This is a genomic window from Streptomyces actuosus (assembly GCF_016921115.1).
In the GTDB taxonomy this organism is placed as follows: domain Bacteria; phylum Actinomycetota; class Actinomycetes; order Streptomycetales; family Streptomycetaceae; genus Streptomyces; species Streptomyces actuosus_A.
Window position 1 is genome coordinate 1 of sequence record NZ_JAFFZS010000037.1, and the last position, 19,461, is coordinate 19,461.

Here is a 19,461-nt window from a genome sequence, read left to right on the forward strand (position 1 = left end):
ACAGGAACCCGTAGCCGGGATGGATGGCGTCCGCGCCGGACTCGCGGGCGGCCTTGAGTACTTTCTCGATGTCCAGGTAGCTGGTGGCCGGGGTGTCACCGCCCAGAGCGAACGCCTCATCCGCGGCACGGACATGCGACGCGTCCCGGTCCGGGTCGGCGTAGACGGCCACGCTCGCGATCCCGGCGTCCCGGCAGGCCCGGGCCACCCGGACAGCGATCTCACCACGGTTGGCGATGAGCACCCTGCGCATGTCAGGACGCCTGCCGGGCCGGTGCCGGGACCTCGCTCCGCCGCGCCGCCGCGTGCTCGGGGCCGGTGTGGCCGAAGAGTCCGGGGCCCGTCTGCAGCGGGCCCAGGGAGCCGTCGAAGAAGATCAACGGCTCTTGGCCGTGCTGGGGCACGCCCAGTTCCACGACCTCGCCGACGAGGATGTCGTGGTCGCCGGCACCGTGGATGTCGACGGTGGTGCAGGTGAGGTGGGCGAGTGCCTCGCTCAGCACCGGCAGGCCGTCGGCGGTGAAGTGGTGCGGGAGACCGTCGAACACGTCGGGCCGCCGCTCGGCGAAGTGCCGGGCCAGCGGCTGCTGCCGCGCGGACAGGAAGTTCACGGTGAAGCCGCCGCTCTCCTGGAGCAGGGAGTGCAGCCGTGACTGCTTGTGCAGGCAGAACAGCACGAGCGGGGGCTCCAGCGAGACCGAGGTGAAGGAGTTGACGGTCGTGCCGTCGGCGCGGCCGTCCGGCCCGGTGGTGATCACCGTGACCCCGGTCGTGAACAGGCCGCACACGCGGCGCAGGCTCAGTGGCTCGATGGGCTGGCGCTCATGGGTGCGGGTCAGCGACCGCGCTGCTGCGGACATTGCGGATCCCTTTCCTGGGAATTCAAGGGAGGTCGGCGGAATTCACGGGATGCCGAACTCGGGGCATTCGGAGAATGCGCGGGGTCAGAGGAGCTTGCGGACCTTGGCCCCGGCCTTGACGATTCCGAGCAGGAACTCCCGGCCGACGCTGTTCATCTCCGGCGGGGCCTCGACCGACGCCCAGTAGAGGAAACGGGCCATGGTCGACGTGGACGGGTAGATGAACCGCTTCTGCTCGTCCTTCCAGCCGAAGACCGGATTCACCACCGGCGAGTCCTGGAGCAGCTTGAAGACGATGTCGGCCGCCTCGTCACCGGTGAGGGCGCCTGCCTCGTACTTCTCGCAGGTCTCCGCGGTGGCCTCCAGCAGCCGCTTGAAGGAGTCGCTCTGCGGCCACCACAGGCCCGGGTGGGAGACGTTCTCCAACTCGTCGAAGTGCTCGGTGCGGCCGTCGCGGACGTGCTTGAGGCGGGCCCGGGTCAGGCGCATGGTGCCCGGCGTGATGAAGGAGCCCCACACCCGGAAGACCGCGTTCCACAGGCGGAAGTGGGAGAAGGCGATGAAGGAGCTGTTGACCAGCTCGTCGTTGTACTGGAGCAGGCCCTGTTCCAGGCGCTCGACGTACTCGAAGCGCTCGGCGGAGAAGTCGCCGTCCTTCAGGGCGGCCACCAGGCGGGAGGTCAGCGCGTCGACGACCTCCATGGTGTTGGACAGGCCGCGGGAGAAGAGCGGGTCCAGGAAGCCGGCCGCGTGCGACATCAGGCACCAGCGGTCGCCGATGGTCCTCTTGGAGGAGTACTGGAGCCGGTCGGTGGAGATCCACTCGCGCACCCGGGTGGCGCCGTCGAACTGCCGCTTGACCGCCGGGTACTTGTCGAGGAAGAGCTGGAACTCCTGCTCCGGGGTCAGGTCGGTGGGCTTGGGGTAGGTGCGCTCGTCCATGGTCAGGCCGACGCTGCACAGCGGGTTGCGCGACTTGGGGTGGTTGTCGAACGGGATGATCCAGAACCAGCCGCGCTCGATGAGGTGGTGCATGGTGCCGGTGTGCCAGTCGGCCGGCGGGCGCACGTCCTTGGCGTGCCCGCTGACGTCGTCGAACCGCTTGACGCCGACGTAGTGTGTGAACATCGACCGGGAGTGGTGCTTGAAGCGGGCCGGCTTGTCGCGCAGGTCGAACTTGTCGGCCAGCGGGGAGCGGAAACCGGAGGCGTCCACCAGGTACTTGCCCCGGTACAGCTCGGGCTGGGCGTTCGGGGCGGCGCTCCGGCCGAGGACGGTCACCCCGTCGTCGTCGAACTCCACCTCGCTCGCACGCCAGTTCTGCCGCGGAGTGCAGCCGTACTTGATCGCGACGTGGAACATGAAGGAGTCGCTGTCCTGGCGGAACATGTGGCTGTTCTGGTGGAAGATCTTCGGCAGGGCCAGCTGGGTGGCCTGTCGCGGGTCGGGCTCCTTGCCGACCTCGTGCTTCATGAAGCCGAAGTGCGCCTTGGTGCCGAACGTGGGGCCGATGTCCCGGGTGGAGGCCTCCACGCTGGCCAGGCTCTTCAGCTCCGGGATGTCGTGGCGCTCGGCGAGGATGTGGATCCACTCCACGAGTTGCGGGGTCATGGACTCGCCGATGGCGAAGCGCGGATGGGCCGCGGCGTCGACCAGCAGGACCTTCGCGCCGTGCTTGGCCAGGACGGCTCCGGTGACGGAGCCGGCCAGGCCGGAACCCAGGATGATGACGTCGAAGGTCATCTCCTCGGGTATGTGCGCCGTCTCGGGCGCTCCTTCGGTCTTCTTCGCGACCATGTGCTGTCTCCTTCGTCAGGGGCGGTGCACAGCAGGGAATTCAGGTCGAAAAAAAGGCCCCTCATTCGCCCCCGAGTGGCTTCGATTCGAAGCGAGGGGGCGGAATGAGGAGCCTTGAAAAGGGCGCGACGCAGCCGCTGGATTAAGCGTGACAGGATTTGGCCTGAGGGTCAACCCCGGGCCGGGACGGACGACTTGGCGCCCTCGGGAATTCCGGTCGTGGAGAACGTTTCCGGTTCGAGGAGTTTCCACAGCAGCGTGCGGAGTTCCTCCTCGCCGCCAGGACCGAGCAACTGTGCCACGTCGTCGGCGAGTTCCGTCACGGCGGCGGTGACCAGGACGAGCTTCTCCCGGCCGAGGTCGGTCACCTCCAAGGCGTACCGGCGCCGGTCGTGCGGGTCCCGGCCGCGGCGGACCAGGTCCTGCTTGACCAGTTCGTCCACCAGTTGCGAGACGGCGGGCCCGGTGATGGCGAGGAACTCCGCGAGCCGCTGCTGGGACCAGGGGCCGAAGGCGGCGAGGGCCGACAGCGGGCCGTAGTGCCGCACGCGCAGTCCGGTGCCGGCGAGCTTGTCGTCGCCCTGCCGGCGGAGCCGGTGGTGGGCCTGGGCCACCAGGTACTCGGTGCCCTGCACGAGGGTCTGCGCCTGCTCGGGCAGCAGCCGGGCGAGCAGCTCGTCGAGCCGGGCCGTCTCCGCGGGGGTGAGGGCCGCGGTGAGCTGCGCGTCCCGGTCGGCGACCGCGCGGCGCCGCTCCTCGAGGGCCCGGCGGCCCCGGTCGGTCAGCGAGAGCACGTACTGGCGCCGGTTGTCGGGGTTGCGGGTGCGCTGCACCTCGCCGCGGGCCTCCAGGCGGTCGATGACCGCGACCATGATGGTGCGGTTGATGCCGAGGCGCTCGGCGAGGTCGAGCTGGGACTCCCAGTCGCGGCCGGTGAGCGCGTCGAGGACGAGGAAGTCGCGGGAGTCGGTGCCGTCGGCGCCGTGGTCGGTCTGCGAGAACTGGGCGTACACCCGGCGCAGGAGGTAGCTGACGAAGTCCGTGAGTGACGCCGGGAGCGCACCGGCGACCTCGGCCGTCTCCTCGGTCCGCGTCACGGGTCCCTGGACTTCCTCGCGTTCACGCCGCACAACAGCACCTCCTGCCCGAGTATAGGCGCGGCGCCGGTACGGCCCGGGTCCGCGCCGGACGCACCGTCGCCGGAACCGCCGGCGCGCCGGTTCGTCCGCCGGCATCGACCTCGACGTGGATCGGCGCGGCGGCGGGCCGCCCGCGGATCCGGTGCCCCCGCGACCGTCGAAGAGCCGGCGGCCCCGCCGCGGGGGAAGGAGGCGGGGCCGCCGGAGCGGTTCACAGCGCGGCGGGGGTGTGCTCCGCGCCGGGCTGCTGCTGCGGTGCGGTACCGGGGAGGGTCAGGACGGCCGTCAGCAGGCCCAGCAGGTACAGGGCGCCGCCGAGCAGGAAACCGTAGGAGTATCCGGTGGTCAGTGCGTCGGGCAGCTTGCTGCCCGGCAGCTCGTGCTCGGTGACGACCGTCGCGGTCGCGGCGAGGGTGGCCAGGCCGATCGCGCCGCCGATCTGCTGGGCGGTGTTGACCAGGCCGGAGGCGGCGCCGGTGGCCTGCGGAGCGACGCCGCGGACGCTGATGACGGTGACGGCGACGAAGACCATGCCGAGGCCGAGGCCGGAGACCAGCTGGGCGGGCAGCAGGGCGACCATCGGGTTCTGGCCCGGGGCCAGGAGGCTGAACCAGACCATGCCCGCGGTGCCGACGACCAGGCCGAGGGAGATGACGGTGCGCTCGGGGAGACGGGCGAGCAGCTGCGGGCCGAGGCCGCCGGCCGCGATGCCCATGCCGAGCGCGAAGGGCAGGTAGGCCACGCCCGTGACCATCGGCTGGTAGCCCTTGACGATCTGCATGTACAGGGTCAGGAAGTAGAAGGTGGCGAGCATGCCGGCCCCGACCAGGAACATGATCAGGTTGGCGCCGACGCGGCTCTTGTCGGCCAGGACCCCGCGGGGGATCATCGGCGCGTTGCTGGAGCGCTGGATGGCGACGAAGACGGCGATCAGCACGAGGGCGACCGCCAGGCCGATCAGGGTGACGGCGTCGTCGAGGCCCTTGTCGCCGGCCCGGTTGATGCCGTAGACCAGCGCGCCGAAGCCGAACGTGGCGGCGAACGCGCCGGGCACGTCGACCTTGCCGCGCTCGCGCTCGCCCTCGATCAGGACGGTGGTGCCGAGCAGGACGGCCAGGGCGATCGGGATGTTGACGAACATCACCCAGCGCCAGCTCAGGTACTCGGTGAGCGCGCCGCCGAGCAGCAGGCCGACGACCGAGCCGAGGCCGCCCATCGCGCCGTACACGCCGAGCGCCTTGTTGCGGGCCTGTCCGGCGGGGAAGGTGGTGGCCAGCAGCGACAGGGCGGTGGGGGCGGCGATGGCCGCGCCCGCGCCCTGGATCATCCGGGCCGCGATGAGCAGCTCTCCGCTCTGGGCGAGACCGCCGAGCAGGGAGGCGCCGGTGAACAGGATCAGGCCCGTGCGGAAGACCCGGCGACGGCCGAAGAGGTCACCGGCCCGGCCGCCGGCCAGCAGCAGGCCGCCGAAGGCCAGGGCATAGGCGGTGACGATCCAGCCGAGGCTGGACTCGCTCAGCCCCAGCGCGCCCTGCATGCTCGGCAGGGCGACGGCGACGATGGTGTTGTCGAGGACGAGCATCAGCTGTGCTGCGGCGATGACCAGCAGCGCGAGGCCGAGCTTGCCGTCCTGCTGCGGCGGCGCCGCGGCCTGGGGGACGGCCTGGGTGCGGTCTTGCAGCGACATGAGCTCTCTCCGATGTCTCAAGGGTTGGGGGGTGCGGAGCGGAACGGCCGTGGGCAGGCGCGGGGGACGCGGCGCGGAGGTGCCCGTGCGGGTGCGAGCGGGCGGGCGCCTCCGAAGGGCCGCGGTCCCCTGGCCCGGCGGGGTGCGACGGACGGGCCGGGTGCGGGCCGGCGCCGGTTCAGCGGGCGGTGGAGCCGGCCCTGCTGCCCCAGATGTCCAGGTCCTCATAGGCGGCGCGCCACTCGGTCTCGTAGGCGTTGCGCAGCTGCTCGGGCATCTTGCCGAGGACCGCGGCGAGCTTGGCGGCGGCCATGTCGTCGAGCAGCCAGGGCAGGTAGCGGCGGGAGTCCTCGCCGACGCGGGTGCGCTGCTCGGCGCTGAACGCCGCCCACTGCTCCTGGGTCATCGTCAGGTCCATGAGGGCGAGCGCCTCTCGCTCCTCGTGGTCGAGGTGGTGGCTGAGGCTGGTGTACAGGGTGTCGGTGAGGCCGCCCAGGCGCTCCGGACCGGAGTCGCGGTCGGCGAGGGCGGCGTCGATGTCGGCGAGCAGCGGGTCGATGACCGCGTGCTCGGCCTCCATCGCGTCCAGCAGGGCCAGCTCGTCGGGCCTGCCCGCCAGGGCCTGCTGCATCACCGGCCACACCGTGACGTCCTCGCTGGTGTGGTGGATGGTGAGGAACTTCTTGAACAGCTCCCATCCGACCGCGGTGCTCAGCACGTGCCGGGGGTCCTCGTCGACCCGGGCGGTGATCCGCGCGATCCGCTCCAGTTCGCGGCGCAGCGCGTCGTGGATCGCGAACATCATCGTCATGTCCAGGTTCTTGAACTTCTCGACGTTCCAGACGTTCTGGCTCATCGTTCTCTCTCCCTCGTGCCTCGGTGCTCCGTCGCGCTCTGCGCTTGCCTGCTCTGCGAGACTATCGTCAACGTACTTATCTATCAACCTGCCAACTAGCAAAATGCCAATCATCAGCTGCCGAAGCAACTGTTTTCCGGTCACTCCACCGCACCGACCCGGCCATGAGAAACGCAGGTCAGAGACGTGCACCGGAAGACAGGGCGGGCTCCTCGCGCTCGTTTCCGGCCGTTCCGGTGACCTGGCCGGGATCGGTCTGACCCCTGCGGACGAGGGCGAGGGCCGGCGTGGTCGCGGCCGTGGTGACCAGCGCCATCAGCACGAGGATCGTGAACAGCTGCGGGCCGATGACCCCCAGCCCCAGACCGACGTCCAGCACCACCAGCTCGGTCAGGCCGCGGCAGTTCATCAGCGCGCCGAGCGTCATCGCGTCCCGCCAGCCCTGGCCGGACAACCGGGCCGCCAGTGAGCCCCCGCCCCACTTGCCGAGCACCGCCACCGCCAGTACCGCACCCGCCCACAGCCACTGCCGCGGATCCGCGGCCAGCAGGGAGACATCGGTCTTCAGACCGGTGCCGACGAAGAAGAGCGGCAGCAGCACCGGCAGCGCGAACGCACGCAGCCGGGTCGCGGTGACCTCCACCGCCCGGTTCCCGCGCGGCGCGACGACACCGAGGACGAACGCGCCGAACAGCGCGTGCACCCCGATCCCGTCGGTGGCGCAGGCGGCCAGGCACACGCCGCTGAACAGCACGACGAGGACGACCCCGTCGGCATGACGCCGCTCGGCGCGCGCGGCCCAGCGGGCCAGCAGCGGACGCACGACGATCACCATGACCGCGGCGAAGCCGACGGCGTACAGCGCCGTGATGACCGCCTCCAGGGGCGAACCGCTGCCGGTCACCGCCACCACGGCGGCCAGCAGGCACCAGGCGGTCACGTCGTCCACGGCCGCGCTGGCCATCGCCAGCGCCCCCACCCGGGAGCGGTACAGGCCCCGGTCGGTGAGGATGCGGGCCAGCACCGGAAAGGCGGTGATGCTCATCGACACCGCGATGAACAGCACGAACGACAGACGGTCGGCGCCGGCGGGCGCGAACGTGCCGTACATCCCGAGCGCGAGCAGGGTGCCCAGCGCCAGCGGCAGGGCGATGCCGGCCTGGGAGACCGCGACCGCGGTGCGGCTGTGGCCGCGCAGCGAGCCGAGGTCGAGCTCCAGCCCGACGAGGAACATGAAGGCGAGCAGTCCGACGTCGCCGAGCACACCGAGGTACGGCAGCACGGACTGCGGGAAGAGCCAGCCCTGGGCGCCGGGCCACAGCAGGCCCAGCAGCGAGGGTCCGAGCAGGATGCCGACGGCGATCTCACCGACCACCGGAGGCTGGCCGAGCCGTCTGACGAGCTGCGCACCGGCCCCGCACGCGAGGATCACCACGGGCAGGGCGACCAGCAGGTCGGGTAACGGATCGGAGGCAGCGGCCATCACGTACTCCAGACAGGGGGAGGGGCGGGAAAGCGCGCGGGTACCTGGATCGAACGGGGCGCGATGCTCTGCCGGACCACCGAGACGGCGTCAGGCGCCGTACGGGACAGCGGCCTTGGCCGCGCGCAGGGCGCGGGCCCACCACAGCAGCTGGTCGAGCATGAGCTTGGCGGCGGCTGCCGCGCCCTCGGGGTCGGCGGGGAACCGGCCCTCGTCGTCGTAGTGGTCGAGGATCCGGGGGAAGGTGACGATGTCCTTCATCCCCACGCAGTGGAACTCGGCGAAGATCTGCCGCAGGTGCTCGATCGCCCGCACCCCGCCGGCCGTGCCGAGCCCGTAGCCGACGAAGCCGACCGGCTTGGCCTCCCACTCCCGCTGGAAGCTGTCGATGAGCGTCTTCAGCGGTCCGGGGACGCTGCGGTTGTACTCGGGGACGACCACCACGTACGCCTCCGCCCGCGTCAGCCTCGGACGCAGCGCGGCGGCCAGCGGGTCGTCGGCGTCGAGGCTCGCGGGCAGCAGGTGGCCGGCGACGTCGACGGTGTCCAGGACGAGGTCGTCGCGGCGCCCGGCCACACCGGCGAACCAGCCGGCGACGTCCGGGGCGAGCCGCCCGTCGCGCGCCGAGCCGACCAGGAGGGCGACCCGCACCGGCCGCGTGTCCCCGGCCGGGCGCGCCGCGGAACCGGCGGAGGCGGTCATCGCCGGCCCGCCCGGTGCGACACGGGCACCGGCGTCAGCGCGATGAACTCGTGGGCCTCCACCCGGCTCAGGATGCGACGGGTCAGAGCGGGCATCTTCGTCGTGCCGTCGTCGGTGAAGACGACCGGGTCGGTGACCCTGATCCGGCGTCCGCGGGTGGTGATCTCGCACCCGCCCGCTGCCAGTACGTTCTTGACCCAGTCCGAGCCGGGCCCGTACGGCAGCGTGATGACGATGTCGTCGCCGCGCCGGAACAGCTTCACCGGCGTGCTGAACTCCCGCCCCGACTTGCGCCCGCGGTGGTGCACCTTCCCGAACCCGGGGAGCCTGCTGAAGAGCGGTCCCACGAAACGGTTGGCGAACTTGCGGTTGAAGCGCGCCACTTTCCTGTCGATCGGCATGTCTTCCCTCCTCTGCTCTGCCTGGTGATCCGCCTGTGCTGCAGGTGCCGCCCGCTGCACGGGCCGCACACATGCCCGTCTCTCCCCCGCCGCCGACAGCGGGGGCGAGGCGGGTGCCCGGCGCCGTGCGCCGGGACGGGTGCCCCGCCCCGGCGCACGGCGGTGAGGGGAGCGCGGTCAGGCGGAGGGCTTGCCCGCACCCGGGCCGCCGGCCGGGGTGATCGGGCCGGCCGGCTTGCCGCCGGACTGCAGGAACTTCTGGAGGGCGAAGTTGTCGACGATGCCCCAGCGCTCGGCGATCTTGTCGCCCTCGAAGCGGAACCAGATGATCGCCTGGTGCTGGACCTGCAGGCCGGTCGGCGCGATGCCGATGAACGGGCCGGTGTGCTTGCCGTGCATCACCCAGCGGATGGCTGCCTTGTCGCCCATCGAGATGAAGTCGAGGATCTCGTACTTGATGTCGGTGAACGCGGACTGCTGGATCTTGATGGTGTGCTTGAAGGCCTCCGGGCCGCGCAGCGAGTCGTCGTGGCTGCCGTTGTTGCGGAAGTCGGCGGTGAGGTAGCGGTCGGCGGCCGACAGGTCGCCCAGGTCCAGGCCCTCGTGGAAGACCTTCTCGATCAGTTCCTTCTGCTGCTCGGCGGTGAGCGTGGTGGCCATCGGTGCGTTCTCCTTCGCTGGGGTTGCGGGGGTGTTGCCGCGGGTGTCGAGGGTCTGCCGGTCGACGTGGGTGACGCCCTTGGGTACGGCGCCCGTGGTCCACACGATCCGCAGCTGCAGCCGCTCGAAGCGCCAGCCGCCCGGGGTGCGGCGGGCGATGCCCGTGAACCGGCCCCCGAGCTGGAAGTACTCGGAGGCGTCGGGCGGCAGGGGCGAGCCGTGGTGCACGTGCGAGGCGATCAGACTCCAGCTCACCTCGGCACGGTCTCCGTCGAGGCCGATGGAGCTGTCGGAGCCGTGGTGGTGCGTACGGCCCCAGCGCGCCATGATCTCGGCGGTGAAGGCGGCGACACCGGAGATGCCCCGGTGGCTGCCCACCGGGAAGGTCATCTCGATGCCGTCGGTGAACAGGGAGCCGGCCCAGGCCTCGTCGAAGACGCCCTCGTCGAGGCTGGCCAGATAGCGGTCGACGAGCTGTTTCAGCTCGGCGAGGTCGGCCAGGCGGGCGACCTCGGCCGCCAGGGCGTCACGGTCCGCGGCCTCGTGCCGGGTCATGACACCCGGCGCGCTTCGGTCTGCGCGCCGGTCGCGTAGATGACGACGTCGTCGGGGCCGTGCACGACGGCCTTGCCCTCGCCGGCGATCGTGTCGCCGTCGCGCCGCGCACTGATGTCGATCTGTATGTAGGCGGCACGGTGGCCGTTGGGGCTGATCTGCGTGATGTCGACGTTGAAGTCCTCGCGCAGGGAGAACTCCAGGGCGTCGTCACCGGTGACGGTCCAGGAGCCGGTGCCGGTGCTCTTCTTCGTGACGACCGTGAGCGACCCGTCCGGCTCGAAGGTGACCGTGTAGTCGTCCACCTCGCCGTCGTGCGTCACCGTACCCGTCCAGCGACCGACGGGCGTCCAGGTAGAAACAGGCATCGACCACACTTCCTTCAGTCGGGCGACAGGAAACAAAAAATCCGCATCCGGTCATGAGCAGACCTGGATACGGATTCGGAAAAGCGCCGCCCGGGAAAACCACCGGCCGAACGGCTGGTGCGTCAGGGCATGAGGGCGCTGGAAAAAGTGTGACACCCTGCCGCACGGCTCGTCAACTGCCCTTTGAATAAAGCGAGTTGACGCATCACCGGCTGATGAATCACAGGCATGCGCGCAGCGGCGGGAAAGGAGATGGGGAATGACGGACGGCGAGCGGCCCCCGCGGCCGAGGGGGGTCGGGCCGCGGGGGCTGCTGCTCTCCGGATCCCCGCACGGATCCGGGTCGTGCTCCGTGATGGTCTTCGGTCTCCGGTCAGCCGGCTGCCGGCAGCCGGGCGGTGCGCGTCACCCGGACTCGCCGGCCCGGGCGAGCGCGAACAGCTCGTCGAGGTCGTACTCGGCCCGCTGCGGCCCGCCGTAGCGGGTGATCTTCCCGCGGCTGGCCCACTTGCGGATCGTGGCCTGACTCACCCCCATCGCGAGGGCGGCCAGTTCCGTCGGCACGGTGCGCCGCTGCCCTCCGACCGACGCCGGCCCCCTCACGCCGCGTCCCGCCTCATCCGGTCGGCCAGCAGCAGCCAGCGCCGCGGCGGCAGCGCGTGGCCCGCGTCGCAGGAGACATGACTCGGCACCCGGTCGCCGGCGGCCGGCAGCACGCCGTGCAGGGTCCCGGCACAGTCGGGCTCCACGCAGGTGCCGAGCGGGAACCTGCGCACCGGCCCGGGGCCGAAGATCGCGCCGAACTCGGCCCGCAGTTCCATGAGTTCCTCGTCGAAGTCGACTCCCGCCGGATGTCCCGCCAGCCACGGCAGCTGCCGTCGCAGGAACGGGACGAGCGCCCCCACCCCACGCTCCACCGGACGGTGCCCCGACCCGTCGCGCTCGTCCACGACGAGCCGCGCCCACAGCCCCAGCACCTCCGACAGCCGGGCGCGCAGCGCCACGGTCCGTTCGTCGAGCACGATGCCCACGACACCGCGGCTGCCGCTGACCCGTTCGCGCAACCGCGGCGGAGCGGGCGCGAGGGCCAGATCGCTTTCCTCGTACAGGTCGAGCAGGGTGCGCAGTCCGCCGTCGATCCGTGCCACGCACTTGGCGCAGATCCGACCGCACAGCCGTGCGCAGTCCCTGCTTCCGTGCTCGTCGCCGAGCCGTCGATGCCCGTGCATTTCCATCCCCCTGGATCTCTGGGTTCGCCTGAGACTGCGTCCATCCTCAGGTGTGGCCGGAAGGGGCTTCAACGCTGTCCCGGGCATATTTCCGACAAGCATCTGCAGCTGTGTCAGCGGAGCGTCAACGGGGCGTCAAGTGGCTGGATCGACACGCTCCCGAGGGCCGGACGCGGGTGGCGGGAGGGACCGCCGGGGCTGCTGCCCTGCGGCCCGGCGGCCGGAACGGGCCGCGGCCGGGGCGAAGGCCGGACGGCGCGGAAGCACCTTGCCGACCGGTCGACTGGTTTGATAAACCTAGTAGAAGATACCATTCGACCAGTTTTTTTAGACGCAAGGGCCCGCTCCGCGGGCGGGCCACGGCTCTGGGAGACATCGGATGAGGACCGTTCTGATCGTCGACGACGACGACGGCATGGCCGAGGCTCTCGTGCAGACCCTGGCCGTGCACGGCTACACCCCGCTGCGCGCCAGGACCGGAGCCGAGGCCCTGGACCTGTTCGACGACGCCTCGCTCGTCGTGCTCGACCTCACCCTGCCCGACCTGGCGGGGCACGAGGTGTGCCGGCGCATCCGCGAGCGGTCCTGCGTGCCCGTCCTCGCCATGAGCGACCGGGCCGAGGAACTGGACCGGGTGATGGCCTTCCACATGGGCGCCGACGCCTTCGCGTCCAAGCCCGTGGGCGGCTACGAGTTGGTGGCCCGGATGCACGCGCTGTTCCGGCGGGCGGGCGCCTGCCCCCGGCACACATCGGACGAGCAGGCGCCGACGGAGCCGGCCGAGGCATCCGCCAGTCCCGATCCGCCCGCCCGGCCGGCCGGCCCCGATCTGCTCAGCGCCGGTCCGCTCAGCCTCGACCTGCGCACCCGCCGGGTGGTGCTGCGCGACGAGGAGGTGGCCGTCACCCGCAGGGAGTTCGACCTGCTCGCGCTCCTCATCGAGGAGCCCGGCACGGTGCGGCGACGGCAGGACATCATGGCGCGGGTCTGGGACGAGAACTGGTTCGGCTCCACGCGCACGTTGGACGTGCACGTGGGCTCCCTGCGCACCAAGCTGGGCAGCCGGGAGTGGATCGAGACGGTGCGCGGGATCGGCTACCGCCTGACGGTCCCCGCGGGACCGCCCCTGCCCGAGGCCACCCACGTCCCCGCGCCCACGGGCCGCTGAGCCCACCCGCCGACGCGGGCGGGACCGGTGGACCCGCGAAGGGGGGACACGGAGGCGGTGGGATCCGGGGGAACCCGGAGTCGGGGAAGCCCGGCAGTGGCCGTCGCAGGGCCGGGGAGCCGCGCAGGAGGCAGGGAGCCGCCCGAGCCACGCCGCGCCCGCACGGGCGGGGCCGGCCGTCGAAGGGGCGGGGAGCCGGGAGCCGTCGGAGCGAGCTGACGGCCGTCGCGGAGGAACGGGGCCGCCGCTCGGCACCGGCAGCCGTACGGATCGGCGGTCACGGCGGCGGGAGGACCTGCGTTCGCCGTCCGGCCCGATCCCGCCGCGGCGGGGTGAAACCCGCCCGGCGGCGACGGAGTGTCCACCGCTGCGGCCGACACCCGAGGGGCGGCACCTTCGCCCCACGGCACCTCCGCCCCACGGCAGCGCGCCGGTCGGCGGTGAGCGAAGGAGACTCTGCGAGAAGGACGATCCGGACCTGGCTCGCCGCCGCGGTGACCGCCCTCCCGGGTGCGGGTGACGTTCTCCTGAGCGGGCCGACCGCCTCCCGTACACCCGCCCCCTCCCGGCCGCGGCCGGAAGGCGGTCACCTGGTGGCGAGAGACGGCGTGTCCCCCGCCGCCCGGTGAGATCGACCGGCGCTGCCCGGCACCCGCGCCGGACGCCGTCGTGCGGCAGCGCCCGGTGGTCCGGGGCCGCCGCACGGGCCGCCGCGCCGCGTGGTCCGGCGCCCCGGCGCGCGTGGCGGGGTTTCGGCGAGTGGGCGAGGGCGCGCCGCCGTCGGCGGTCGTGCGTACCGCGGTGTCCCCTCCCAGCGGTACGCCTTCTCGCGGCGCCGCCCCCCGCCCGGACCGGGGGCCGGAGCTCCCCTACGGCCGTCCGCTGCCCGCGTCGAGCAGGGAGACACGGCAGCTGCCGGCCACCGCATCGCCCTGATGGAACGTCACCATCGCCTCACGGCGCCCCGGTTCAGCCCCGGGCGGGGAGGACGTGACCATCACCAGACACGGCGAGTCCAGCTCGATGTACCGGTGGAAGGCGGCGTCGCAGCCGACGAGCAGCCCGCGCGGCAGCCCGAGTGAGGCCAGGGCCGCCTGCCGGGCGGCCTCCAGGACGAGCATGCCCGGCACATGGTCCACCGGGTGGTCGAACAGCACGGGGTGTGTGGCGTCGACGCGCAGCAGATAGGCGTGGCTCTGTTCGTCCGCGGCCTCCCCGTCCGGGACGCCCAGCACCACGTCGAACTCCTGCATACGGCCGACCAGGTGCGGCGCGACCGCCTGGGTCGGCACGCAGGCGGGGTCGTCGACCGCCCGCCCGCCGCGCAGTCTGCGGTACACCGCCGGCGCGACGCAGTCCGTCGACCCGCTTCCGCGGGCGATCAGCGTGCCGCCGCGGTGCGCGGTGAAGTCGCACCCGAAGGAGGTGACGTGGCCGGCGCGGCAGCGGATGTCCCGCATGCTCGCGTCGATCACCACGTCCGCCGGGGTCCCGGCGAGCCGCATGCCCTCCTCCGTGGTCTCGAAGGTCATGGTCCGGGTCAGGAACTGGTGCCCCATCGGGATGCCCAGCGCCTGGTGGCCGAGCAGGAGCGCGGCCTGCCGAATCGATTCCGCGAACAGCATCGGATCGTGCCAGCTCCCGGCGACCGGCCCGTAGTAGCTGTGGCAGCGCGCCCATTGGGCGCCGATGCGGTACGCGTCCCGCCCACGGGGCCGCACCCCCGTGAGCAGCACTTCGGACACGGCCGCGCGATGGACCAGCCAGCGCGGCACCGTCCGTTCGAAGAGCTGGGCCTCCTCCTTCTCCTGTGTTAAAAAATCCAGCCGCTCGGCTTGCACAAGTGGACTCATCATTGCGCCTCCGGTGACACGAAAGGAACGCAGCCTTCCGCGAAAGGACCAGGACAGTGCGAGAGATGGGCCGCCGTCGCGCATGGGCACCACCGGGGCGATAGCGTACTAGCTGACTGGTTTTTTTTCTCTACCTCTTCATGGCAGTCTGATGTCCGAGAGGAGTCGAGGCAGGGGGCCGGCACCACCGGCCGGCTCTCGGCGCCGAGACGCACAGGGAGGTACCACGTGGCCAGGGCCAGGCAGGAACGGGCGGAGATCACCCGGCAGGCGATCCTCAACGGGGCGGCCGCCGCCTTCGACGCGACCGGCTACGGCAGCACGAGCCTGAGCGACGTCGCCAAGCACGCCGGCGTCACCAAGGGAGCGCTCTACTTCCACTTCTCGTCCAAGGAAGCCCTGGCCCAGGCTCTGGTGGAGGAGCAGCAGCAGTACGCCGAACTGCTCGCCGACGTACCGCGGCCCGGCGTACAGACACTCATCGACATGGGCCACCGGATGGCTCACGGACTGCGCCACGACGTACGCCTGCGGGCCGGGGTGCGGCTCGTGGTGGAGTTCGGCTCGTTCGGCTCGCCCGACCCGGCCCCCTACAGTGCCTGGATCAACGCCATCCGGGACTGCCTGGTCCACGCCCAGGCCCGCGGCGACGTCCAGACCGGCATCAACGTCACGGACCTGGCGAACGTGTTGTCCAGCGCGTTCACCGGACTTCAGCTCACCTCGCACGTCCTGACCGCGCGCAAGGACCTGGACGACCGCGTCACCGACCTGTGGCGGTTCCTGCTGCCCGGTGTCGTCCCGCCGCGGCGCGTCTCCCGCTTCGAACCGGCCGGCTCCCCGGAGTGCCGCGCGGAACTGGGCCTGCCGCCGCTCTCCGAGGGGGAGTCCGACAAGGCCTGACCGGCCCGAGGGCCGCGCGACCCGGTCCCGCGCCCGCGGCCGGTGCGGCAGGCAGGCGTCGCCGTACGGGCACCGCCCGCTGCCCGGGTGCCACGGGCACCGGCGAGCCGTCGTGCCCGGTGAGCCGATGCGCCCGGTGCGCGGGCGTGCCGTTCAGCCGTCGCCGTGGCCCGGCGGTGCGGTGCGCACTCCGCGCAGGCCGTCCCGGGACGCCAGGCCCGGGAGGGTGAGTTCCCACAGGTCGGCCAGCCAGGCGTCGCACTGCGCGGCCGGCACGCCCAGCCACGTCAGGGTCTCCAGTCCGGTGACGGCCGCCGTCACGGGCGTGCGCGCGGAAGCCTGCGGCACGGAGCGACCCAGCTCCCCGGCCCGGCGGGCCTGGTCGAGCAGTCCGCCCAGCCGTCCGAGCCACTGCCGGTAGAAATCGGGCGGGTCGTCACGGCGCACCTGCGGCCCGTCCTCGTCGCGCTCCCGCGCGATACGCACCGAGGCCCGCACGAACTCGTCCTCGCGCAGCAACCACCCCAGCACGTACGTCAGATCGACGATGATCTGGAGGTAGGGGCCGCCGGCCGCCTCCAGCCGCAGCGCCGCACGCTCCATCGTCTCCCGGGACCGTTCCAGCACGGCCGCGGCGATCTCGTCCTTGGTGGAGAAGTGGAAGAACAGGGCCCCCTTGGTCACCCCGGCGTGCCGGCTGATGTCGGCGAGCGTCGCCCGCGTGTACCCGTGTTGCGCGAACTCCTCGGCAGCCGCGACCACCAGCCGTTCCACGGTCTGCTCCGACCGCTTCTGCCTGCCCGCCATCCGACCGCCCCTCGCGGCACCACCGTACGGCGCCGTCCGTCCATACGTCCCTGGTCCCTTGATACGCCCCGGCACGACAGTGGAATGCAAGCTCCACGTCAGGCACGCGACAAGCCTCGGGAATCTTCACCGGCCCGTTCCGGCCGGCCTCCACAGCTGGGCACCGCGGGCCCGGCGCACCCCTCGCACGCCGGACCCGCGGCAGCTCACCGCACGGATCAGTGCTTCACCGCCACCGCGGCGAAGCCGGCCGTGTCCTCACGGTTGGTCTGGTAGTCGGCGTCGTCGGCCCGCTCCTGCTCCGTCTCCCACTCGTTGACGGAGACCACGCCCGGCGCCACGACGCTCCAGCCCTCCGTGGCGACGAACCGCTCGATCTCCCCCCGGGAACGGGAGGCGAGGTCGACGCGGAGGTTCGTGTACAGCTCGTCGACGGCCGCACGCACCGGCGCGGAGACGTAGTCGGGGCTGGAGTGCGTGAGGATCACCAGGCTGCCGGGCGCCAGCGCGCTCTTGTACCGCTCGACGACGGCGTAGGGGTCCTCGGCGTCGAGGACGAAGTGCAGGAGCGCACCGAAGATCACGGCGACGGGCTGGGAGAGGTCCAGCAGTTCCTTGGCCTCCGGTGCCGCGAGCGCCGCCTCGGGGTTGCGGAAGTCCTCGGCGACGAAGGCGGTCCGGCCGCCCGGTGCCCCGCCCAGCAGCCGCCGGGCGATGTCGCCGACGATCGGGTCGTTGTCGACGTAGACGACCCGGGCCTCGGGCGCGACCTCGTGGGTGGCCTGCTCCGCGGGGATGCCGCTGCCGACGTCGAGGAACTGGCGTATCCCCTGCCGGCTGGCGTACCGCACGGCACGGGCCAGGAAGCGGCGGTTGGCCCGGGCGCCGAGCGGACCGCCGGGCAGCAGCTTCACGATGCCGTCCGCCGCGGCGCGGTCGGCGGGGAGGTTCTCGTTCCCGCCGAGGAAGTAGTCGTAGATACGGGCGGGGTGCGGGAGCTGGTCGGGAGTGGGGGCGGGGGCGGTGTCGGGCATGTCCACACGTCCTTGGAGGTGGGGGATGGATACACATACGGTCAGGAGACGGCTCACCGCTCGGCGGGGCAGCAAAAAGGCGGCATCCCCGGCTCTCGCCGTGGATGCCGCCTTCGCATGCCCCTCGGGGCACAGGTCTCCGCGGAAAAGCGTGACAGGTACACGCGAAAGGTGTCAACGTGCCCTGTCCGGCTGGCCGGAACGCGCCGGAATCCGGCGTGAACGGCTCCACATCCGCATCGCCGGCCGCTCCACCAGCGTGTACAGCAGGTGGGCCAGGACCAGGGTGACCGCCCAGGCCAGCACGCACAGCCCGATCGCCTCGCCCGTGCCGAACGGCCGCCGGCTCGCGAGCCAGTCGGCCCCGCCGATCAGCACGCAGGCTTGGAGCAGGTAGAACGCGAACGACACCTCGCCGAGCCACTTCATCACCCGTCCCCGGAAGGGCGAGCGCCGCCCCGTGGCGTCGGCCACGGCGACGGCCGGGATCAGCAGGCCCAGCGGCACCACCCAGACCGCGGAGAGCGCGTACAGGTACGGCACCTCCAGCGCCACCGCGTACCCGGCCGCGCACACCACCAGCGCCGTCGGCATCCGGACCCCGATCCACCGGTCGGTGAGCACGATGCGCGCGAGCAGCATGCCGATGACGAACTCCAGCATCCGCACGGGCGGCAGCTGGTACACGAACCAGTTCTGCACCGCGCCGACCTGCCAGCCCGGGGCCCGTACCCCGCTGGGCAGCACCGCGTACGCGAAGGCGGGGACGGCGACCACGGCGGCGGTGAACCCGGCCGTCCACGCCCACAGGCGCCCGGGGTCGATGGCCGCGACGGCGCGGTGCAGGAGCGGGAAGCAGAGGTAGAAGAACAGCTCGCACCCCAGCGACCAGCTCGGCGCGTTCACGCTGAAGGAGACGGCAGGATCCCACGACCAGGTCTGCACCAGCAGCAGGTTGGGCAGCCACTGCCGGACCGCGGTGGTGGTCGCCCCGGCGTACACCAGCATCGCCAGGCCGAAGGTGACGAGGTGGTTGGGGAACAGTTTCACCACGCGCCGGCGCCAGAAACGTCGCGGAGTGTCCTCGGCGCGGGCGGACCAGGTCAGGATGAATCCGCTGAGGAGGAAGAAGAACGACACCCCTAGTCCGCCCCCGACCCCGAACAGCCGGCCGGCGACCTGCGCCGGCCGGCCGCCTAACGGGGTGAGTCCGGCGCTGGTGACGTGGTAGAGGAACACGGCGGTCGCCGCGAAGAACCGCAGACCGGTGAGCGAGGGCAGCCCGGACGACACGGGTGCACGGCGGGGCCGGGCGTCCAGGGTCCGGGCGGACCGGTAGGCAGGGATGGTCATGGAGCGCTCCTTAGGGGAGGAACGGCGCTGGAGAACGCGATCGCGCGGCGGGCACGGGGCCCGCCGCGCGATCGCGGCAGAACGGGTGACGACTGGGGAACCCGGCGGTTTCGGCACGGGAACCCGAGGGGCGGGGAACACGGCGCCCGGGGAACGACGGCGGGACGCGTCGCCGCCTTTTGGGCGCGCATCGACCGCCGGCACGAGCGTGACAGCCCCGCTCGGCCGGAGTCAACAGCGTCCCCGCCGACCGGTACGGAGGACGTGCGCACCGGCGGAACCCGCGTCAGCCGCAGGTCAGCGGGGCGACAGCAGCGGGACAGCGGCCGGCCAGGCGGGGGCCAGGGGCAGATCAGACGTAGCTCAGCCGCGGCTCAGGCGTGCTTCGGCCGCGCTGCGGGCGAGGGTTCGGACGGGATCGCGGACCGTGGGCGGGAGGGGAGCGCCGGCGGGAAACGGCGCCGTCAGCCACCAGGCGAGCGGGGCCCGCCCGCCGGGACGCCCGCGCGGACATGCGCGGCCCCGGATCCGCGATCTCGGTTCCGCAGCGTCGGTTCCACCGTCACGGAGCCGCGGTCACGGACCCGCTGCGCGGGCACCTCCCCA

19 protein-coding genes are annotated in these 19,461 nt (G+C 72.1%); 2 read left to right on the plus strand and 17 right to left on the minus strand.

All coding sequences use genetic code 11. From position 1 onward, the window contains the following. From JS756_RS30145 to JS756_RS30210, 13 genes are all read right to left on the minus strand, one after another. Positions 1-253: biotin carboxylase N-terminal domain-containing protein (locus tag JS756_RS30145; RefSeq protein ID WP_275892750.1), on the minus strand; the 253-nt coding region annotated here is incomplete at its 3' end. 1 nt (position 254) lies between these two features. Then, positions 255-860: a flavin reductase family protein gene (locus tag JS756_RS30150; protein WP_205386432.1), complete on the minus strand. Its 606-nt coding sequence runs from the start codon at positions 858-860 to the stop codon at positions 255-257. A gap of 84 nt (positions 861-944) precedes the next feature. Next, positions 945-2,657: an NAD(P)/FAD-dependent oxidoreductase gene (locus tag JS756_RS30155; RefSeq protein WP_205386433.1), complete on the minus strand. Its 1,713-nt coding sequence runs from the start codon at positions 2,655-2,657 to the stop codon at positions 945-947. 170 nt (positions 2,658-2,827) lie between these two features. Further along, a complete protein-coding gene (locus JS756_RS30160) occupies positions 2,828-3,754 on the minus strand; it encodes a MarR family winged helix-turn-helix transcriptional regulator (protein WP_307791231.1) in 927 nt (308 codons plus the stop codon). Between the two features lie 253 nt (positions 3,755-4,007). Beyond that, on the minus strand, positions 4,008-5,483 hold the full coding sequence (locus tag JS756_RS30165) for an MFS transporter (RefSeq protein WP_205386435.1): 1,476 nt from the start codon (positions 5,481-5,483) through the stop codon (positions 4,008-4,010). A 178-nt stretch (positions 5,484-5,661) separates the two neighbouring features. Further along, complete coding sequence (locus JS756_RS30170) at positions 5,662-6,339, minus strand: hemerythrin domain-containing protein (protein WP_205386436.1); 678 nt, start codon at positions 6,337-6,339, stop codon at positions 5,662-5,664. Between the two features lie 178 nt (positions 6,340-6,517). After that, positions 6,518-7,822 carry a cation:proton antiporter gene (locus JS756_RS30175; protein WP_205386437.1) on the minus strand — a complete coding sequence of 435 codons (1,305 nt, stop codon included), beginning with the start codon at positions 7,820-7,822 and terminating at the stop codon, positions 6,518-6,520. Between the two features lie 90 nt (positions 7,823-7,912). Next, positions 7,913-8,524, minus strand: a complete 612-nt coding sequence (locus JS756_RS30180) for an NADPH-dependent FMN reductase (protein WP_205386438.1) — start codon at positions 8,522-8,524, stop codon at positions 7,913-7,915. After that, positions 8,521-8,925, minus strand: coding sequence for a nitroreductase family deazaflavin-dependent oxidoreductase (locus JS756_RS30185; RefSeq protein WP_205386439.1), 405 nt, complete (start codon positions 8,923-8,925; stop codon positions 8,521-8,523). The genes JS756_RS30180 and JS756_RS30185 overlap by 4 nt, the downstream gene beginning before the upstream one ends. A gap of 177 nt (positions 8,926-9,102) precedes the next feature. Further along, the gene (locus JS756_RS37135) at positions 9,103-10,140 is read right to left on the minus strand and encodes an ester cyclase (protein ID WP_240204585.1); all 1,038 of its coding nucleotides are present in this window, start codon (positions 10,138-10,140) and stop codon (positions 9,103-9,105) included. Then, positions 10,137-10,508, minus strand: a complete 372-nt coding sequence (locus tag JS756_RS30200) for a dehydrogenase (RefSeq protein WP_240204586.1) — start codon at positions 10,506-10,508, stop codon at positions 10,137-10,139. Before JS756_RS30200 ends, JS756_RS37135 begins: the two co-directional genes overlap by 4 nt. Positions 10,509-10,913: 405 nt before the next feature. Then, positions 10,914-11,111 (minus strand): hypothetical protein, encoded by a 198-nt coding sequence (locus JS756_RS30205; RefSeq protein WP_205386489.1) that lies wholly within the window; start codon positions 11,109-11,111, stop codon positions 10,914-10,916. Next, entirely contained in the window at positions 11,108-11,737 is a 630-nt protein-coding gene (locus tag JS756_RS30210; protein WP_240204587.1) for an OvmZ protein, read from the minus strand. Before JS756_RS30210 ends, JS756_RS30205 begins: the two co-directional genes overlap by 4 nt. Positions 11,738-12,116: 379 nt before the next feature. Here JS756_RS30210 and JS756_RS30215 point away from each other — a divergent pair, with 379 nt between their 5' ends. Then, on the plus strand, positions 12,117-12,905 hold the full coding sequence (locus JS756_RS30215; protein ID WP_205386440.1) for a response regulator transcription factor: 789 nt from the start codon (positions 12,117-12,119) through the stop codon (positions 12,903-12,905). An 869-nt stretch (positions 12,906-13,774) separates the two neighbouring features. Here JS756_RS30215 and JS756_RS30220 read toward each other — a convergent pair. After that, on the minus strand, positions 13,775-14,761 hold the full coding sequence (locus JS756_RS30220) for a ScbA/BarX family gamma-butyrolactone biosynthesis protein (protein WP_240204588.1): 987 nt from the start codon (positions 14,759-14,761) through the stop codon (positions 13,775-13,777). Positions 14,762-14,986: 225 nt separating this feature from the next. Here JS756_RS30220 and JS756_RS30225 point away from each other — a divergent pair, with 225 nt between their 5' ends. Next, positions 14,987-15,661, plus strand: a complete 675-nt coding sequence (locus JS756_RS30225; RefSeq protein ID WP_307791233.1) for a ScbR family autoregulator-binding transcription factor — start codon at positions 14,987-14,989, stop codon at positions 15,659-15,661. Between the two features lie 153 nt (positions 15,662-15,814). Here JS756_RS30225 and JS756_RS30230 read toward each other — a convergent pair whose 3' ends face one another. From JS756_RS30230 to JS756_RS30240, 3 genes are all read right to left on the minus strand, one after another. Continuing rightward, positions 15,815-16,468, minus strand: a complete 654-nt coding sequence (locus JS756_RS30230) for a ScbR family autoregulator-binding transcription factor (RefSeq protein ID WP_205386441.1) — start codon at positions 16,466-16,468, stop codon at positions 15,815-15,817. Between the two features lie 218 nt (positions 16,469-16,686). After that, on the minus strand, positions 16,687-17,502 hold the full coding sequence (locus JS756_RS30235; protein WP_205386442.1) for an SAM-dependent methyltransferase: 816 nt from the start codon (positions 17,500-17,502) through the stop codon (positions 16,687-16,689). 174 nt (positions 17,503-17,676) lie between these two features. Continuing rightward, entirely contained in the window at positions 17,677-18,855 is a 1,179-nt protein-coding gene (locus JS756_RS30240) for an acyltransferase family protein (RefSeq protein ID WP_205386443.1), read from the minus strand. Between the last annotated feature and the right edge of the window lie 606 nt (positions 18,856-19,461).